The organism is Aliterella sp. E5.1 (assembly GCF_057473825.1).
Genome location: NZ_JBYCCV010000084.1, coordinates 1 through 16,650, shown reverse-complemented (window position 1 = coordinate 16,650; position 16,650 = coordinate 1). Strand labels below are relative to the sequence as shown.

At 40.8% G+C, this 16,650-nt stretch carries 18 protein-coding genes and 2 pseudogenes; 9 read left to right on the top strand and 11 right to left on the bottom strand.

Annotation, left to right across the window (positions count from 1 at the left end; genetic code table 11):
* Positions 1 to 94: 94 nt before the first annotated feature.
* The 6 genes and pseudogenes from AC2VE5_RS19605 to AC2VE5_RS19580 all read right to left on the bottom strand — a co-directional run.
* A pseudogene (locus tag AC2VE5_RS19605) lies at positions 95 to 480 on the bottom strand (aminotransferase); the annotation flags it as partial.
* 108 nt (positions 481 to 588) lie between these two features.
* Entirely contained in the window at positions 589 to 1,947 is a 1,359-nt protein-coding gene (locus AC2VE5_RS19600; protein WP_486889373.1) for a DGQHR domain-containing protein, read from the bottom strand.
* A gap of 138 nt (positions 1,948 to 2,085) precedes the next feature.
* Positions 2,086 to 2,352, bottom strand: coding sequence for a hypothetical protein (locus AC2VE5_RS19595; protein ID WP_486889372.1), 267 nt, complete (start codon positions 2,350 to 2,352; stop codon positions 2,086 to 2,088).
* 786 nt (positions 2,353 to 3,138) lie between these two features.
* Positions 3,139 to 4,989 carry a glutamine--fructose-6-phosphate transaminase (isomerizing) gene (gene glmS, locus AC2VE5_RS19590; RefSeq protein WP_486889374.1) on the bottom strand — a complete coding sequence of 617 codons (1,851 nt, stop codon included), beginning with the start codon at positions 4,987 to 4,989 and terminating at the stop codon, positions 3,139 to 3,141.
* Between the two features lie 126 nt (positions 4,990 to 5,115).
* Complete coding sequence (locus AC2VE5_RS19585; protein WP_486889371.1) at positions 5,116 to 5,256, bottom strand: hypothetical protein; 141 nt, start codon at positions 5,254 to 5,256, stop codon at positions 5,116 to 5,118.
* 31 nt (positions 5,257 to 5,287) lie between these two features.
* Positions 5,288 to 6,787, bottom strand: coding sequence for a multicopper oxidase family protein (locus AC2VE5_RS19580; RefSeq protein ID WP_486889370.1), 1,500 nt, complete (start codon positions 6,785 to 6,787; stop codon positions 5,288 to 5,290).
* 159 nt (positions 6,788 to 6,946) lie between these two features.
* Between AC2VE5_RS19580 and AC2VE5_RS19575 the strand changes: the two genes are divergently transcribed.
* Positions 6,947 to 7,099, top strand: a complete 153-nt coding sequence (locus AC2VE5_RS19575) for a hypothetical protein (RefSeq protein ID WP_486889369.1) — start codon at positions 6,947 to 6,949, stop codon at positions 7,097 to 7,099.
* 381 nt (positions 7,100 to 7,480) lie between these two features.
* Here the strand turns inward: AC2VE5_RS19575 and psaC are convergent, their stop codons facing one another.
* Positions 7,481 to 7,726, bottom strand: coding sequence for a photosystem I iron-sulfur center protein PsaC (psaC, locus tag AC2VE5_RS19570; RefSeq protein ID WP_009556083.1), 246 nt, complete (start codon positions 7,724 to 7,726; stop codon positions 7,481 to 7,483).
* Positions 7,727 to 8,260: 534 nt separating this feature from the next.
* On the opposite strand from psaC, the gene AC2VE5_RS19565 reads away from it, so the two are divergent.
* Complete coding sequence (locus tag AC2VE5_RS19565; protein WP_486889368.1) at positions 8,261 to 8,476, top strand: hypothetical protein; 216 nt, start codon at positions 8,261 to 8,263, stop codon at positions 8,474 to 8,476.
* Positions 8,442 to 8,867: a transposase gene (locus AC2VE5_RS19560; protein WP_486889367.1), complete on the top strand. Its 426-nt coding sequence runs from the start codon at positions 8,442 to 8,444 to the stop codon at positions 8,865 to 8,867. The genes AC2VE5_RS19565 and AC2VE5_RS19560 overlap by 35 nt, the downstream gene beginning before the upstream one ends.
* On the opposite strand, the gene AC2VE5_RS19555 is transcribed toward AC2VE5_RS19560, so the two are convergent.
* Together AC2VE5_RS19555 and AC2VE5_RS19550 are read right to left on the bottom strand one after the other, a co-directional pair.
* Entirely contained in the window at positions 8,848 to 9,615 is a 768-nt protein-coding gene (locus AC2VE5_RS19555) for a hypothetical protein (RefSeq protein ID WP_486889366.1), read from the bottom strand. The genes AC2VE5_RS19560 and AC2VE5_RS19555 overlap by 20 nt on opposite strands.
* Positions 9,616 to 9,795: 180 nt before the next feature.
* The gene (locus AC2VE5_RS19550) at positions 9,796 to 10,404 is read right to left on the bottom strand and encodes a hypothetical protein (protein ID WP_486889365.1); all 609 of its coding nucleotides are present in this window, start codon (positions 10,402 to 10,404) and stop codon (positions 9,796 to 9,798) included.
* Between the two features lie 32 nt (positions 10,405 to 10,436).
* Between AC2VE5_RS19550 and AC2VE5_RS19545 the strand changes: the two genes are divergently transcribed.
* The 5 genes from AC2VE5_RS19545 (at position 10,437) to AC2VE5_RS19525 (ending at position 14,699) form a co-directional block, all read left to right on the top strand.
* Positions 10,437 to 11,210 (top strand): PD-(D/E)XK nuclease family protein, encoded by a 774-nt coding sequence (locus tag AC2VE5_RS19545; protein ID WP_486889364.1) that lies wholly within the window; start codon positions 10,437 to 10,439, stop codon positions 11,208 to 11,210.
* A gap of 21 nt (positions 11,211 to 11,231) precedes the next feature.
* The gene (locus AC2VE5_RS19540; protein ID WP_486889363.1) at positions 11,232 to 11,882 is read left to right on the top strand and encodes a GNAT family N-acetyltransferase; all 651 of its coding nucleotides are present in this window, start codon (positions 11,232 to 11,234) and stop codon (positions 11,880 to 11,882) included.
* Between the two features lie 7 nt (positions 11,883 to 11,889).
* Complete coding sequence (gene recJ, locus AC2VE5_RS19535; RefSeq protein ID WP_486889362.1) at positions 11,890 to 14,247, top strand: single-stranded-DNA-specific exonuclease RecJ; 2,358 nt, start codon at positions 11,890 to 11,892, stop codon at positions 14,245 to 14,247.
* Between the two features lie 100 nt (positions 14,248 to 14,347).
* On the top strand, positions 14,348 to 14,551 hold the full coding sequence (locus tag AC2VE5_RS19530) for a hypothetical protein (protein ID WP_486889361.1): 204 nt from the start codon (positions 14,348 to 14,350) through the stop codon (positions 14,549 to 14,551).
* 13 nt (positions 14,552 to 14,564) lie between these two features.
* Entirely contained in the window at positions 14,565 to 14,699 is a 135-nt protein-coding gene (locus tag AC2VE5_RS19525) for a tetratricopeptide repeat protein (RefSeq protein ID WP_486889360.1), read from the top strand.
* A 65-nt stretch (positions 14,700 to 14,764) separates the two neighbouring features.
* Here the strand turns inward: AC2VE5_RS19525 and AC2VE5_RS19520 are convergent, their stop codons facing one another.
* Both AC2VE5_RS19520 and AC2VE5_RS19515 read right to left on the bottom strand, forming a co-directional pair.
* The gene (locus AC2VE5_RS19520) at positions 14,765 to 16,339 is read right to left on the bottom strand and encodes an Eco57I restriction-modification methylase domain-containing protein (protein ID WP_486889358.1); all 1,575 of its coding nucleotides are present in this window, start codon (positions 16,337 to 16,339) and stop codon (positions 14,765 to 14,767) included.
* Positions 16,314 to 16,490, bottom strand: a pseudogene (locus tag AC2VE5_RS19515) (XamI family restriction endonuclease); the annotation flags it as partial. The gene AC2VE5_RS19520 and the pseudogene AC2VE5_RS19515, both read right to left, overlap by 26 nt.
* Before the next feature lie 63 nt (positions 16,491 to 16,553).
* On the opposite strand from AC2VE5_RS19515, the gene AC2VE5_RS19510 reads away from it, so the two are divergent.
* On the top strand, positions 16,554 to 16,650 hold a 97-nt coding region (locus tag AC2VE5_RS19510), incomplete at its 3' end, for an IS1/IS1595 family N-terminal zinc-binding domain-containing protein (RefSeq protein ID WP_486886923.1).

The following is a 16,650-nucleotide window of genomic DNA, read 5'->3' as shown; positions in this document are numbered from 1 at the left end:
CATATTTGAGTGCTTTCTCCAACATTTCTTTGCTTTCAGATATCTCCACTTGGAACGGACGACTCATAACTTTTCCTTTCCCCTTACACTTATGCTAATTTAGCGCACCTTCATTCAGAATTGGTATAAGGGCTTCTTGAATTTGGCTAATTGCGGTGACAAGAAGGTTAGCTCCTCTGTCAATCTCTGAATCAGTGGTAAATTTGCCAAGACCAATACGCAACTATCCGTGATCGCATCTTCAGGTAAATTCATAGCTCGAAGTACGTGGGAAGGGCTTTCTACCCCTGACGAACAGGCTGAACCTGTAGAAATAGCTAACCTTTCGCGAACTCTAGCAATAATTGCACTGTTGGGAATGCCTGGAATTGAGATATGAAGATTACCAGCAAGGCGGGACTCGATATCTCCATTAACTACTAAAGCGGGGATTTTGTCTTGTAACAACTTCTGTAGTCTACCTCGCTTGACGGCGATCGCATAAATGGGGTTGTCCTCATTATTCGGCAATAGTTACCCAGACAATAAATCCAATTCTCGGTAGGATTTCCTAGTTGTTCAAAGCTAATGATTTTCTTTAGATTAATGTTACAAATTCTGAACGGACATAGGTTTCTGGCGATTCTTATTTAAAAAGGTACAAGTTTTCTTAGGAGAAGAACTTGCATCTGGAATTTTGGAATCTTTTGCAAAAAATAAAGGCTCAGTAGACTTGTCACTTTGAGATATTTCTACTTCACGTAACTGCATAACATTAGATTTTATCTTTTTAAGTTCATCTCTTACCTGATTCCAATTTAAGCCTTCTTCAATAAAGATACTTAGTAAATCTACAAATCCAGCCCAGAACTTTGAATATGCAAAAGAAGATTTTATTTCTTTTCTGTTTGTTGGTTTATCATACCTAAACATAGAAAAAATTTCGTTGAAATATCGCTCAAAAACAATAGTTCCTTTTTCAACCAACATATCTTTCTGGGATAAATCTAAGATATTACAATCGAACAGATTTTCATATCCAATTTTTTTAATCTTTGTTTTTTCAACTCTAGCGTTTTCAAGCTGTTTAATCTTTGCAAGATTTGTTATTTTTTTAACTGCATCAATAATTATTCCTGCCTCAACAATTCCTTTGTTTGTTGTATCTAAATTAATATCAAAAAATGCTCTAAACTTAGCTCTACTATTTATTGTAACGATGATCTTTGTTGCAATGACTTTAGGATCATCACTCCCTAATTTATAGGCGATTTGATCGAGATGAGATATTTCTACTCGCGTTTGATTAGTATTGATTTCTATAAAAACTTTAGCACTAGATTGCTCAATAAGATCTGTATCAGAAGTTATAAAATCGATAGCAGTTACTTTTATTTGGCAATCATCTTGCATTACAGACTTAACGGTTTCATCAGCATAGGAAAAAAGCCTATGTTGCCCATCGATTATAGAAATACTTCCATATTTTTCAGGTATAAACAAATAACCACTATCTGTTCCATCGTTATTATATGTGCATTCTTTAGAAAGAATAACTAATATATTAGATGGAAACATAAAGTCTGGATCGTTTAATAAATTTTTTCTTATTGTTTTTAACTTATCAACATTCAACAATCTTTGATAATTATATGTATTATCTTGCAGTGAAGGTAGTTCGTCTTTTCTATTTACATGAGCTATGTCAAGCAAACGATACGGAGATATAGTAAAATTATATAAATTAGAGAGCGGAATATCTTTACCACTAATTTTTTTATTTTTACTTATAATAAGCGAATAGTCTTTCTCATAAATTATTATGCCCTGGTTAGTAGGACTATTAACATTGAAATGCTTTAAAAAATAATTTTTTGTCCACTTTCCGATGGTCTTAGAATATTCAATAAGTTTTAAAAAGTCAGAGCTATAAAATATAGCCATGTCTGGTAGGTATGGCAAGCTCACATCAAACTTTTCTTTCTTGGTAGTGATAAAAAATGCTCTGATTGATTTTATTTCTCTAAAAGGTCTTATATCCTCTTTTTGAATACCTAATTTTATCCAAAACTCGTCTGAAACTTGTATATTTTTTAATATATTAATTTACTTTACAAACTTATCATATTTTATTTTAATTTGTTTTTCATTATCTCTTGCTGTTATTTCACCTATCAAACAAATCTTACCATTAGGAATAATATAATCAACTTCAATATGCTCATCATCTGGATACCCTGAAATTATACTATTTAGTCTTATTTGACCTAGCGAGGAAAAACAAGTTAATCCGATACTCTTAAAAATTCCATCTCCATAACCTTCGAGATCTGTTCCTGCTAATGTCTGCAATAATTCTTTTTCTTGATTCATATATTATCTTTTTAGTTTACAAACCAATAATGAATTTGAAACTTGACTCCCTTAAAATTTTTACTTTACTGGTATCAAAACACTGTATTTAAAAAACAAAGCCAAAAAGTAAGTATTGAATCTGTCCAATTTTTGTCATAAAAAGTTGTAATTATAGATTTTATCCAGGGTAGGTGTTAAGGCTAGGAATCAGCTTACCATTGATAAATAGCGCGCTATTGTTTACTCAATATAACCAAATGATTTCTTTAGACAAATTCTCTGTTTATAACTAACTGATAACGACCTATAGCAACAATAGCACTGTGGAAAATACCTGTAATTGAGAAATGAAGATTACTTGCGAAGCAGGATTTAACTCAGTTGAGTTTGTTTAAAGCTTTTAGCATCACTACCAATATGGTATAGAGCAATTACACAATAGATTGGTCAATTGAGATAAAGAGTAGAAAAATGACTGCGCATTAGACTATCCCATTTCAGTAAAGTATTTCACAGAATTTCTAATTATATCTGCTTGTTTTAAAACATCCTAGGCAGAACTTTATCTTTTTTAGCATTTACGACAAGCACACGAACATCATTTTTTTGTTACTTAAGTTTTTTATGCTTGGTTTTCTGGTATAGAGTTTTCAGGGTAGTACTATTAAGTTGCCCACTATGCAATGCTAAAGAATAAGCTTCTTTAACCAAAGATGAAATATCCCTATCGCGATCGCTAGTAGCTAAAATTTGCTCCGTATATTCTTTAGCTACAATTTGCAGCGATCGCCTATTTCAAAAGTTCTACTCTACCGTTACTGATTTTGCTAAGTTTCTTGGCTGATCCACGTCCAAGCCGCGCCTTGCAGCAATATGGTAAGCCAATAATTGCAAAGGAATTACTGTCAAAACTGGGGAAAGCAACTCGTCTACTTTGGGCAAAGGAATCAAATCGTCAAAAGTCTCCGCCGCTTGCGGATCGTCCATCTCTACCACGCCAATTAGCCGAGAATCGCGGGCTTTAGCTTCTTGAGCGTTGGATAAAGCTTTTTCGTAAACGCTACCAGGAATTGCGATCGCAACTACAGGCACTTTGGCATCCAATAGCGCAATGGGTCCGTGTTTCAACTCTCCCGCCGGGTAGCCTTCAGCGTGAATATAACTAATTTCTTTGAGCTTTAATGCTCCTTCTAAAGCGATCGGAAAATTTACCCCCCGTCCTACAAATATAAAGTCTTGGGTTTCTGTAAACTGGTGCGCCAATTCTTGAATATACCGCTCTTGACTTTCTAAAATTAGCTCTATTTGTGCGGGTAACTGACGTAAACCAGTAATGATTTCTGCAAGTCTTTGCGCCGATAAAGTTTGCCGACGATTGCCCAAATCTAATGCTAAAAGGTAGAAAGCCAATAGTTGAGCAATAAAGGTTTTAGTTGCTGCAACGCCGATTTCAATTCCCGCGTGAGTATCAATAACTTCATTAGCGATCGCTGCAATGGAACTATCTAAGCGATTAGTAACCGCCAGTAGGCGCGGCTGATAAGCTGGTTTCAAAGCCAACCGCCGCTCTTTTTCCATGGTCAAAGCAGCTATTGTATCCGCCGTTTCTCCTGACTGAGTAACTCCAATGGTTAAGGTATTAGGGGTAACAGGTGGCGGGGCATAGCGAAACTCGGAGGAGTATTGAACCGATGTCGGAATACCAGCTACTTGTTCTAGCAAATACTTACCTACCAAACTAGCGTGCCAGCTAGTACCGCAAGCAACAATTTGGATATTTTCTATATCTGCACACAATGACTCTGGCAATCCCAAATCGATAACATCGGTGGCATCTAAATAAGCTTCTAAGAAGGCTCTAACAACTCCTGGTTGCTCGTAGATCTCTTTAAGCATGAAGTGCCTAAAGCCTTGCTTTTCGACCATGATCGGATTCCAGCTTAAGGTGCGGGGGTATTTTTTGAGGCGATCGCCCGCAAAGCTAAATACTTCGACTCCTAGGGGGGTAAGTCTAGCTAATTCGCCATTTTCTAAGGTTAATACGGCTCTCGTATGGGCAACCAATGCGGGAGTATCGGAAGCACAAAAGAACTCTCCTTGTCCAAAACCAATCGCTAACGGTGCTTGTTGACGGGCAACAATCAATTCATCAGGGTAATCGGCGTTGATAACTGCGATCGCAAATGCCCCTTTAAGTCTATTTACTGTTTGCCGCACCGCCTCTAAAAAGGAATTAGACGCTTGTAAATACTGGGCGATGAGATGAGGGATAACCTCAGTATCTGTGTCCGAGCGAAATTCATGCCCTAGTTGTTTTAATTCCTCACGTAACTCGCGGTAGTTTTCAATAATGCCATTTTGTACCACCGCGACTCGCTTGGCGTTATCCATATGCGGATGGGCGTTGTATTCTTCGGGTTTGCCGTGGGTTGCCCAGCGAGTATGTCCAATGCCAATTTTGGCAGGGTTAACAATAGTTTCTAATTTGTCCCGTAAGTTGTACAACTTACCTTTAGCGCGGACGCAATGTAATTCTCCTTCTAAAACCGTAGCGATTCCGGCAGAATCGTAGCCTCGATACTCTAATTTTTCTAAGCCAGAAAGTAAAATTTGTGTAGCTGCTTGAGTGCCAATATAGCCAACGATTCCACACATAATAGGTCGCACCAATAGGTCTTTATATATGCTCTAAAAGCTACAAGAGCAGTAGGCAAGTAGTCAAGTTATATTTTTCTGGTATTGCTTACTTATGGACACCCCTGCCTTTTGTCCTCAGATATATTAACCTGGCATCGAGAAGTTTACCAACGGACAGGCAAAATTCCAATTCTTAGCAGCAAGCGATCGCGATCGCTTGCTGCTAAGCAAGGTAGTAGCATCATTACCTACCGCATTAACATAAACTTTTTGGAGTAGCTGCACCAAAAAGTTCTTTTCGCAATAAATTCCACTGCTATAGTGGTGTCGCTGGAAGCGGTTTTGCTGGGGCTGACATGGGATCTATCCCACCTTGACCCACTTGAAACTGAGTCATCATATCGTGGTCTTCATGAACCGTATTGTGGCAGTGGATTATATACTTACCCCGGTTGGGTCTAAATTGAGCAATAACCTGAATATTATCGTCTTCGCCGCTATAGACTACATCTTTCCAGCCTCGTTCATAGGGAAGCGGCGGCTGACGATTGCGCTCTAAAATTTGAAAGTCTACTAAATGAACGTGTACGGGGTGAAACCAATCACGGCTGTTGGTAATAAAAGTCCAAATTTCAGTATCGTTAAGACCTGGATTAGCATCAATTCGGTTTTTGTCCCAGGTATTGCCGTTAATCTTCCACATATCGTCGCGATGCTCGAAAGTCCATCGCCTTTCTCGCACTGCGGCAGAACGTAAAATAGGACTAAAAGGACGCAAAGTATCAGGGATAGAGCTTTCATCAAACTCTTGAGTCACTACGTCAAAGCGCATAACCTGACTTGTACCGTCATAATCTTTATTATTAGGAAGACCAAGATTTTGGAGGATTACATTAGTTCCTATGTCGTATTTAGAAAAGTCAATGATAAACTCATAGCGTTCTGCCATCCCAATTCGTAAATCTTTAGTTCTTACAGGCGCGCCCAATAGTCCGCCATCACTACCAATTACGATTAAGTCATCGCCGTTGCTAAGCGCTAGTTTGTAAGCCCGTGAAGTTGATGCGTTTAAAACTCGGAAGCGATACTTGCGCTTAGCTACCTTCATTTTTGGCCATGGCGCACCGTTGACCAAAATGACATCGCCCATCAGACCATGATGATTGTCGTGGTCAAAGATCAATGAACCAGAACTTGCAAATATCTTGTCTTGAATAATTAGCGGTACATCGTATTTACCTTTTGGTAAAGGCAGATCGAGTTCAAGTTTATCTTGAACGATATACATTCCAGCTAGTCCCATGTACACATTACGGGCAGTATTGTGAATCGCGTGGTCGTGATACCACAATGTAGCAGCACGGTTATTTGGATAAAGATAATCCTTGTGGTAGCCTGGAAAAATCAAATCCTCCGGGTAGCCATCGTATTGCGGTAGCGATGCCATTCCATGCAAGTGAACTGATGTTGGTGTATCCAAATTATTGATAAAGCAAACGACAGATTGCCGATCTTGACGCTGTACAATCGTGGAACCAGGGGTTATGCCGTTATAAGCCCAGACTTCTGTTGTCAGCCCTGGCAAAATATTCACCAGGCGCTTATTCATCGCAATTTCGTAGTAATCAGTTGTTTCATCACTCCGCACAGGCTTAAGCACTGGCGGGATGGGCAGTTCGAGTGCAAAAGGAGTTGGTTGCGGACTTCCAGCAGTTACAGCATAGCCGCGAGACTGGAGTAAGGTAGGCAGCAAAAGCGAGCTACCAGCGATCGCTCCGAGTTCCAATAATTCTCGTCTAGTAAACTTTCTTTTCATGTTTACTCCTCTTACGCGAGTAGGAGTGAAGTGTAATATTTAAAACCACTCGAAAAACTGACTTAAAGCTCAATCTGTACGCTTTAAGTTGGTATTGAAAACGCTATTTCTTTTGTCTTCAAAATCATTTAGCGGTGCTAGGGTGAATTTTGACGAGCAATGAAAAAATTGCTATTCACCCGGATCAAAATCTTGAAGAATTACGGTAATCTTTGGAAAAATCAGCCTCAAATAGTCGATCGCCTTTACGAACATTACTGCTCTGGCGGAATTTTGTTAGATGCCCTGTGGATAAAGCTACAAAATTTGTAGATGCTTAATTTTTGCGGCTTTAATATAATTTTAATACGTAAAAAAGTAGATAGAAGCTAGTGCAAGCATAATTTATAAACTTTTTATTTAAATAAACTTTAAATAAAGTTTTTTGTGTTTGCGAAATATAATACTTAAGCCTTTTGAGCAAGAAATTGTAAATTTTGCTACTTAGTATTGAGCTTGACTACTGATTGAATAGACATAAATACGCATAGGTTCTACACCTATTTAGAAATGCCGTTTTTTTGGGGTTGATTGCAGCAATAAATAAATAAAGAGGAAGTCAATATAATTGACTTCCTCTGCTGATTGCTAGATATTTTTCTAGCATTGGTTTAAAACCAACGTTATTTAAAGAAATTTGGAGAAATTTCTTATTTAATACGCTAGACCCATACTGCGTGTAGTTTCTGCACCCAAGTAAACTCGAATGCTTAAGAAATCGGTAGGACAAGCAGTTTCGCAACGCTTGCAACCTACGCAGTCTTCTGTACGCGGCGATGAGGCAATTTGACCAGCTTTGCAGCCATCCCAAGGAACCATCTCTAAAACGTCTGTAGGACAGGCGCGGACGCATTGGGTGCAGCCGATGCAGGTATCGTAGATTTTGACTGTATGAGACATCGAATCAAAACTCCTAACGAGCGTTGTTATTGGTTACAAACTCATAATTAAGGCATAGTCTACCGCACAGGCACTCACACCAATAGCAAAAGGCTACAGAACTTTAAATTCCGTAATACAGTTTTGTTTATTGAGAGTTTATGAACCCAATGCTGGCGACTTTTTATCCTTTGGGCGATCGCAGGCAAATTCGAGATTATTATAGGAGAAAACCCAAAAATAGCCTTAAACTCTCTAATTTAAAGTTAAGCCGCCGTAAATAACTTTTGGCTCTCTTACCAATAAACTCTGTATCTTCGGCTCCAAGGCAGCTTGAGACTTTGCTGTTACCCAAGATACTCCCCTAAACACAAAAAAGAGAAAAACGTGGCAAATACTTGCTCTAACGTCTAAAAAAAGCAACTTCATGGGTAGGAATCTAACGCCCGGTCATTGCTTGACTCAAAACTAGAGTTGCGATCATAGTTAAACCAAGATAAGGAAACTTATTGAAGCAATTAGCGATATCTTGACTGTGAACAACAAACTGCGGCATTGCCCAGATTATGCCTAGTAAAGCCTGATGTCCCACAAGGGGAACAATGGGGAGCAAAAAGTTCTACCCATCGGTGGCTAAAGCTATGGGATGAAGATGGAACAGGGGAAAAACTAACAAGGCGAATTGTGGCGATGGCAGAGGAGAAGGGATTGATTAACTGGACTATTGGAGCCGTTGATGGTTCTGTTTCCCCCTGGGAAAGGTGGTGGTGAAGGAATCGGCTATGGCTACCAAGGCAAGGGCATACTTATCCACAGGATTACAGATGCTAATGAGATGGCAGTAGTGGCAATTACTACCCCAGCTAACGGTGATGAAAAACCGCAAGTCCTGCCAATGCTGGCTCAAATCCGACTAGGGACAAGTAAGGGAGGCAATTGCTTACTTGTCCCTAAAACCCTTGCGGCGAACCAAGGATACGAGCCTAAATGGTTACGCCACCAACTCCGTACTCAAGGTATCCGACCACAGAGCAAAAAACGGCAATGGAGGGGCAAAAAGCTGATTGGTAGACCCGTAAGGATGTTGTACCCCGTGAGATGCTTTTCTTCTTCTTGCCTGTTGCTATTTCTGGTTTCAGAAGTTAGTGGGATCGGCTCATAGGTTTGATATTGCCACCAATAGCAGAACTAGCTGCGGCATCGAACGTGATCGCTCCACCAACATTACCTGTACGATAAACTAAACGCTGTTGCCTGCTTTCGACTGTTACAAGCCAACCAGGAGTAACTACTGCTGCACACTGATATTCAGGGCGACCTAATCCCAAACAGCCATCAGACCAATTGCGGCGTTCTGCTTTCACAATTTTTAATTGAGGTGATGATACGTTCAATCTTTTTGCAGCATCGCGCAACACTGCATTAGCCACATTACCAGGCAAATTATTAGGATTGTTGGCTGTATTTCGAGCTTCTAAACGCAAGACTCGCCCGGTGCGATCGCTGCGATACACCCAGTTTTGCCGCTCGTTAGATAAAACAACTCGCCATCCTTCGACTACAGCTTGGGTACAAATTTCCCCTGGTTTAGCAAGCCCCAAGCAACCATTAGACCAAGTTTGCCGACTGTATTGGGTAACTTGTAATTGTCCTACGAGAATTCCTGTCTGCTTGGATAAATCTACTATTACAGCCTTGGCAACGCGAGCGGGTAATTGGCTGCTTGTACTTCTGTCGTCGCTCCCTCGCCTGCAATCGCTTATTAATTCACCTTTAGTTGTCATGTTTAAAGAAGAATTTTTTTGCGTAACAGCAGTAGCATTTTGTACTAAAGCTACACTTGTACTTAGACCCAAAACTCCTGTCAAAAACAACGCTGAGAGTAGTTGATTTTTTACTAGCAACTTCATATTACCTAACAAATTTTGTAGCCTTTTATCGGCGTGTCACAGAAGCCTAGACGCTGGCACAACGTTAATTTGTTCCGTAATTTTGTTCGCTCGGCTGGCAACTATAGGCGTGTAAAATCGTCTTATCTAACTCCATCGCACTACATAACAAGCGATCGCCCTCCAATTGTGGTAACGCGGTTACGATGTCGCATTTACAACCCACGATGCTAATCCACCACCACGACCGCGCGCGGCGATAAAGTCTTTTGTGACTAAGAAGAAGGCGAAAAAAGGTAGTTTAGAAATAGATTGCTGCTCGAATGCGTTCTTAAGCTTTCCACCGCGAAAACCTCCGCTATAAATAGCTCGATTAAATAACGAAAGTTCCATGTGGGTAAAATCAAACGCTAGTAAATTTTTTTTATCCAAATAACGAGCGGGTCCCGTTAGCTTAAACTGCAAGGAGCCAAATTGCAGAGAATTATTAATTTCAGCCTGACTCAAATTTTGAGATGGACGAAAGGAAATCTGTGCCGGAGCAATTTGGGGTACATAAAAGCCCTTACCTAGAGCTACACCACTTTTTAGATGAGCATTTTTAGGAGCGGTAAAGCAAAGCCGCCACTGACCAAACAGCGATTCGAGCGGGTATCCTTGGCGTTGCTGCTTGGCGGCTTTTTCTGCTTGCAATAAAGCGTTGACTACTTCTTTGGCTGAAGGGCGATCGCCTTTAGTTCGTAAGCTTGCCGCCGCCCGGTCTAAAATAGCAACAAAATCCGTTGGAGTGGTTGAATCTAAAATAGTCATAATTATTTATAACGCTACAAATCCTTAGCTATATGCGATTATCTCAAGGACAGCTAAACTTACTCGAACGTTGTCCGCGTCAGTTTCAACATACTTGTTTAGACGGGCTTGGCTCTCCTACTAGCCTAGAGCAACAAGAGCGCTTAAGCTCCGGTAGCCGTTTTCACCTCTTGATGCAGCAGCGAGAATTAGGCTTACCCATTGATGCGTTAGTCAAAGAAGACAAACAACTCCAAGGTTGGATGAATGCCTTTGCTGGAGCAGCTACAGAGATATTGACCCCTGCTTCTGATGGTGAGTTTCGCGAGAGCGAACATTGTCGCACTTTGCAAGTTCAAGAATATTTGCTGACAGTAATTTATGACTTATTCATCGCCAGAGCTAACACTTGCCAAATTCTTGATTGGAAAACTTACCCCAAACCTCAAGATCGGCGCAAATTAGCCCAAAATTGGCAAACTCTGCTTTACCTGTATGTATTGGCTGAAACCAGCGAATATTTGCCCGAACAAATTTCGATGACTTACTGGTTCGTACAATCGGAAGATAAGCCGCAAAGTTTGACTTTTACTTATAGCAACACCCAGCACCAACAAATAGAGAAAAAACTCAATTCTTTACTTCTGCAACTAACTAACTGGCTCAAACGTTACGAACAAGGCGAACAATTTCCGCAGGTGGTAGAAGGTAGCAAAACTTGCAACTATTGCCAATTTATTAGTAGATGCGATCGCGACGATAATGAAGAAAGCCTCCCCCAAAACTGGCTGCCAAATTTATCTAATATTCAAGAATTGTCCTTGTGAAGGACTGCAAGCTATTAAGTTATGACTATTTTTGATAAAAACGATTCTTATCAGTCTTCAGTCTATGTCCGCGAGTTGGAAATTGACGACCTTGCCCCCGTTTACCACTTAGGCGAGGAGCTATTTACTAGCGATTTGTATCCTTATCTATATCGTACTTGGGATAAATGGGAAGTCATTGGATTATATAATACCGATCCTGAATACTGTTTGGTAGCTGAAATTGAAGGAAAACTTGCTGGATTTATTTTGGGAACTGTGATTGCAAAGGGTTCTTGGACTTATGGATATATTATGTGGCTGGGAGTTAGCCCCCACTTTCAACGCCGAGGCGTAGCTGACAAATTAGTTGATACGCTAGTAGAACGCACGATCGAAGACGGGGCGAGGTTTATGCTCTTCGATACCGATCCGGCAAATACCCCAGCAGTAAAGTTTTTTAATCGCAAAGGTTTTGGCAATAGCCGCCAACACATCTTTTTATCAATGAATTTAGGCAAGCACGAATACTACGGTAGATTAATTGCTTACGAACGGCAAAAAGCCGAAAGAGCGGGTTATAAGCGATCGCGCCCTGCTATATTGTCGCGCAAGCCGGAAGGAATCGCTGGCGAAGTTGCTCTCAATTCCTTAGTCAGCGAACAAGAACCAACCGAAGAAGCCCCAATTTAATTTATCAATGGTAGAACATCAGCAAAACTGGATCGTTGCACCGATAGAGCAGCTGCCAGAGTGGTTTGCAGAAGCCGTCAGAAGCTACGCCCCTAGTGTAGACGGGTGTTATGCCGCTCAATTGCTTTGGCAGCGCAAAATTAGAGATGTAGAGCAACTTGCGGGATATATTAATCCGCAATTGTACAAAGCTGCTAACCCTTTGGTATTTGGGCAAGAAATGCAGCAAGCCATAGCCAGGTTGGAACAAGCGCGCGATCGCAATGAAACGGTCACTATCTGGGGAGATTTTGACGCAGACGGCATTACCTCAACTGCTGTGTTATGGGATGGATTGGGACAATTTTTTCCTCAACATCAACAATTGAATTACTACATTCCCAATCGCCTCACCCAATCACACGGATTGAACTGTCAAGGGATTGATGAAATTGCCCAAAATAATACTAAGTTAATTGTTACTTGCGACACTGGCAGCACAAATATTGAGGAAATAACTTACGCAAACTCTTTAGGAATTGATGTCATAGTTACCGATCATCACACCTTACCAAGCGATCGCCCAAGCGTTACCGCAATTATCAATCCTCGTTATTTGCCAAGCGATCATCAACTGTTTCATCTTTCTGGAGTTGCCGTTGCTTACAAATTAGTAGAAGCACTGTATCAAGCCTTACCAGATGTACCCCAGCAGCCCATCGATGACTTATTAGATTTAGTTGCAATTGGACTAATTGCCGACTTAGTACAGCTAAGTGGCGATTGTCGGTACTTGGCACAAAGGGGAATTGAGAAAATGCAACAGGACTCCAAAAAGCCAGAAGCAGAGCGCCGTAGACCTGGAGTTGGGCGCTTATTAGATCTTTGCCGTAGAAGTGGCGATCGCCCTACAGACATTTCTTTTGGTTTGGGACCAAGAATTAACGCCGTTAGTCGGATTCAAGGCGATGCGTCTTTTTGCGTGGAGTTGCTGACAAGTAGAGATCTAAAGCGCTGCAACCAATTGGCGGAAGAAACAGAACTTGCAAATGCGCGGCGCAAGTCGTTACAAAAAGATGTCCAGCAGCAAGTAAATGCCAAGCTAGAGCGGATGGATCTATCTACTACTAACGTAATTGTCCTAGAAGATCCGCAATGGGCAGTCGGGGTACTAGGATTAGTCGCTGGACAAGTTGCCCAGCAAACAGGTCGCCCGACGATTTTACTGAGTACGGATACCGAGGGACAAACAGGTTTAGCTCGTGGTTCGGCGCGTTCTGTAAATCAAGTCGATTTGTATCAATTAGTCAATGATCAAGCGCACTTACTGCACCGATTTGGCGGACATCCCTTTGCGGCGGGCTTGAGTTTGCCTATAGAAAATATCCCCTTATTTACCGATGCAATTAACCAAAGACTGCGGCAAATATTGGGAAATGCGACTTCACTTCCCACCGTCCAAGCCGATTTAGTTGTAACCGTTGCCGATTTGGGTAAAGAACTATTTTGGGAATTGAAACTGCTCGAACCCTGTGGAATGGGCAACCCTGTCCCAAAACTGTTGATTCAAAACTGTTGGTTTGAAAAAACGTGGAATCGCAATATTCGCGACGCTCAAGGAAAAGAAGTTAGGTATATAAAAACCGATTTCCAACTTCGAGATGATTCTACAACTATCAGATTTCCCGGCGTATGGTGGGGACACTATCGCGAAGAAATCCCTCAAGGGCGCTGCGATGCAATTGTAGAACTCGATTACAACAGCTATGAAAATCCAGCAAAAGGACAAAAAGCTCAGTATGAAGTCAGACTTTTAGCGGTTCGTCCTAGCGCTGATGCGAAAGAACTTACTTCCTTAGCCTTGCCAAACAAGATTTTAGACTGGCGACAAGGTAATTTTGAGCAAGCAACAGAGTCAGTTTTGTTGCTCAAAAATTGTCCTAGCAATTGGGACGACTTGCGGGCTTGGTACGAACGATCGCTTTATGAAAACAAACCACTTGCGATCGCTTATAACCCTCCTCTCCTCGTTTCACCTCGTCAAGTTTGGCTAAATTTAGTAGGTATTGCCAAATATCTTTGTCGCACTGGGCAAGGAGTTACGCGCACTCAACTGATGGAAAAATTGGGAATTAGCGACTTATTATTGCAACTGGGTTTTCAAGCTTTGACTCGTTTGGGTTTTAAAATTAGTTTTCAAAATCGAGCTTTCAAAATAAGTTCCCTTGAAGTAGAGCCAATTATTGCCGATACCCAGAACTTGCAGATTATTGAGCAGTTTATTGCAGCCGTACGAGAGGAGCAATTTTTACGCCAGTATTTTTATAAAGTGCCGCTTGCAACTATTAGCCTAATGGTTGCTCAGGAAGTTGTGGAGGAAATATAAGGTGCGATCGCCAATAATTTACGTTGCAGGTTTGGGCGAATATAGTAGAAAAAACCGAGATCGCCTCTATTGCGTTCTCGACGGAAATCTATCGTAATTTATGCAAAGCCTGCGCCTTTCTTTCACAACTTTCTGGATCTTGTCTGCACTTGCGCTACCTAGGGGAACTTGGCAAATTCCAGTTCAAGCTCAAAGTGTAAATAATAATCAAGCTAATGAACTACTCAAACAAGCTGATTTTTTTATAGAAAGCAATCAGTTTTTAGCTGCTCAAACGCGCCCAAGCATTAAATGTCATTGGTGATGTCTATTTTGATTTGGGACAGTACGAACAATCTTTAGATTATTATCAACAAGCTTTGGCTTTGCGGCAGTCTATTGGCGATCGCTTTGGAGTAGCGCGTACTCAAAACAACTTAGGGCGAGTGTATGATGATACTAACGGCAGATAAATTCTGCAACTCTACCAAAATAAGATATCTCAACGTCCGCTTCATTAACTTGTTAGGTGCGGCGGCTACAGTTTTTTTAGAGCTTCTAGTAGAAGATCTGCTGGCGTATTTGCCAACTCTCTTGGTTCCAGTTTATGGAGTCCGTCTCCGTAAACCCGACCCTCATGGATTAAGCTTTGTATAGGAATTGAATTCAAGGCTTTCCAAGCAGACTTAATCAACTCAGGATTAGTGGATATTAGGGCTTCTAAACGTGTTTTTGGGTACATCATAAGATAAACATTAGGTGCAATCGCTTTGGAATGATTAAGGATAAATCGAAAGGGCTTGCCATTCCTAGATTTATGCCGCCCCATATATGGACACAAAAACATTGCAGGATATCTGGTTTCCTGCGAGTACCATAACGATCGATGCCTACACAAATAACGCTCTGATATTCCAGCATTTTCACCTTGCTGAAGATAATCCCAAACTGAAGGATGTCTAACTTGTAAATATTCCATTGGCTGCTTACAATTTAGCAAAAAAAGTTTGCGTTCAAGACTGGGATTTCCTTGCTCATCTGAGAATATTTCATCATTTAACAGGTATCGAGGGCTGGGAAGAATAGGGATTAAAAGCTCAGATGGAATGCAAAGCTTATCAATCTTCTCAGGCGTGAGAATAAAGAAATCGTTAGCTCCAGTAGCCACTCCTCGCTTAATCTCAAATAAATCAGACAACTTAACCCCGGAGTGAATGCTTATCTCTTGAGTAGATAAGATTGAAGTACTGTTCCATTTTGATATCTCTTTCAGCGTTGTCGATGAGATAGTCTCTGAATAAATTGGACGGCTGATACTCCCTCCGTAGGTAAACTCTACAGAGTAGTCATGAATTGGTTTTATATTTCTAAGCCAAATAACTGATGTAGAGACAAGAACATTAGCAAATTGCAAGTCGTCAGGAGCAAATCGATGTACTCGCAGTAGGGTCACTTGATCTAATAGATATTTCTTGATGTTTCCTCCGTAGTTTACATCCATAAACTCAGAAGGAATTAGCCAGCAAGCTAGTCCATCTCGTGCCATCCATTCGTGTGCTGCCAAAAGAAAATAACAGTAAAGACCTGCTAAACCACTCAGTTTAATACCAGTAGTTTTTATTCCTAGTCGTTTGAGAAAATTCTTTCTATCACTTGATAAATGGTGGTGGCGGACGTAAGGCGGATTGCAAATCAATAAATTACATTTAACATTTTCATTTTTGGGTGGAATACTTTCTGTGAAATCTGCAATCTTAAGCTTAAGAGAAGTGTTAGCCCATAATTTAAGTGCTGTTTCAGCATAGTCTCGATCGATTTCATAGCCAATGGCACTTTTGATCTGTTCAACAGGAAATAACTGTAACAACGCAGAATAGAATGAGCCAGTACCTATAGCTGGGTCTAAAAAATGAATTTCCTCATTAGCTGGGAGTAAAGTTTTAGAGTATTTGAGTACTTCAATCGCCAGAGAATTTGGTGTAGCAAACTGACCTAAGCGATTGCGCTCTGCGGAAGTTTTAGAAGCATCCAGTTGAATTTGCTCGATAACCCTTTCAGCCTCTGTTAAGTCAATACGGCAATATTGCTTACAATCCAAATTCTGAAAAGTCATTTATACGATGCTCCCAAACCCAATCTATACCCTCGGCAGCTTCATAACCTAAGTACCCACTGTCGAAGTAGCCACATAAAAATAAAACAAATTCAATTGTATTGCCATAAGTTGTCTTTAACTGCTGCACTTTTTGGGCTTCTTCTTTTCGGTAGTGCGTCAAATAAACGTGGGATTGGTAGAGTAGAGGGGATCTCTCATCTGCAACTCGTCCATGCAATGCCCTTTGTGTGATCATTCTAAAGCCCATAAACACGGCAAGATGCCCAACGGACATCAACGCTATCTCTGTCCTGTTTGCCAACAGACGT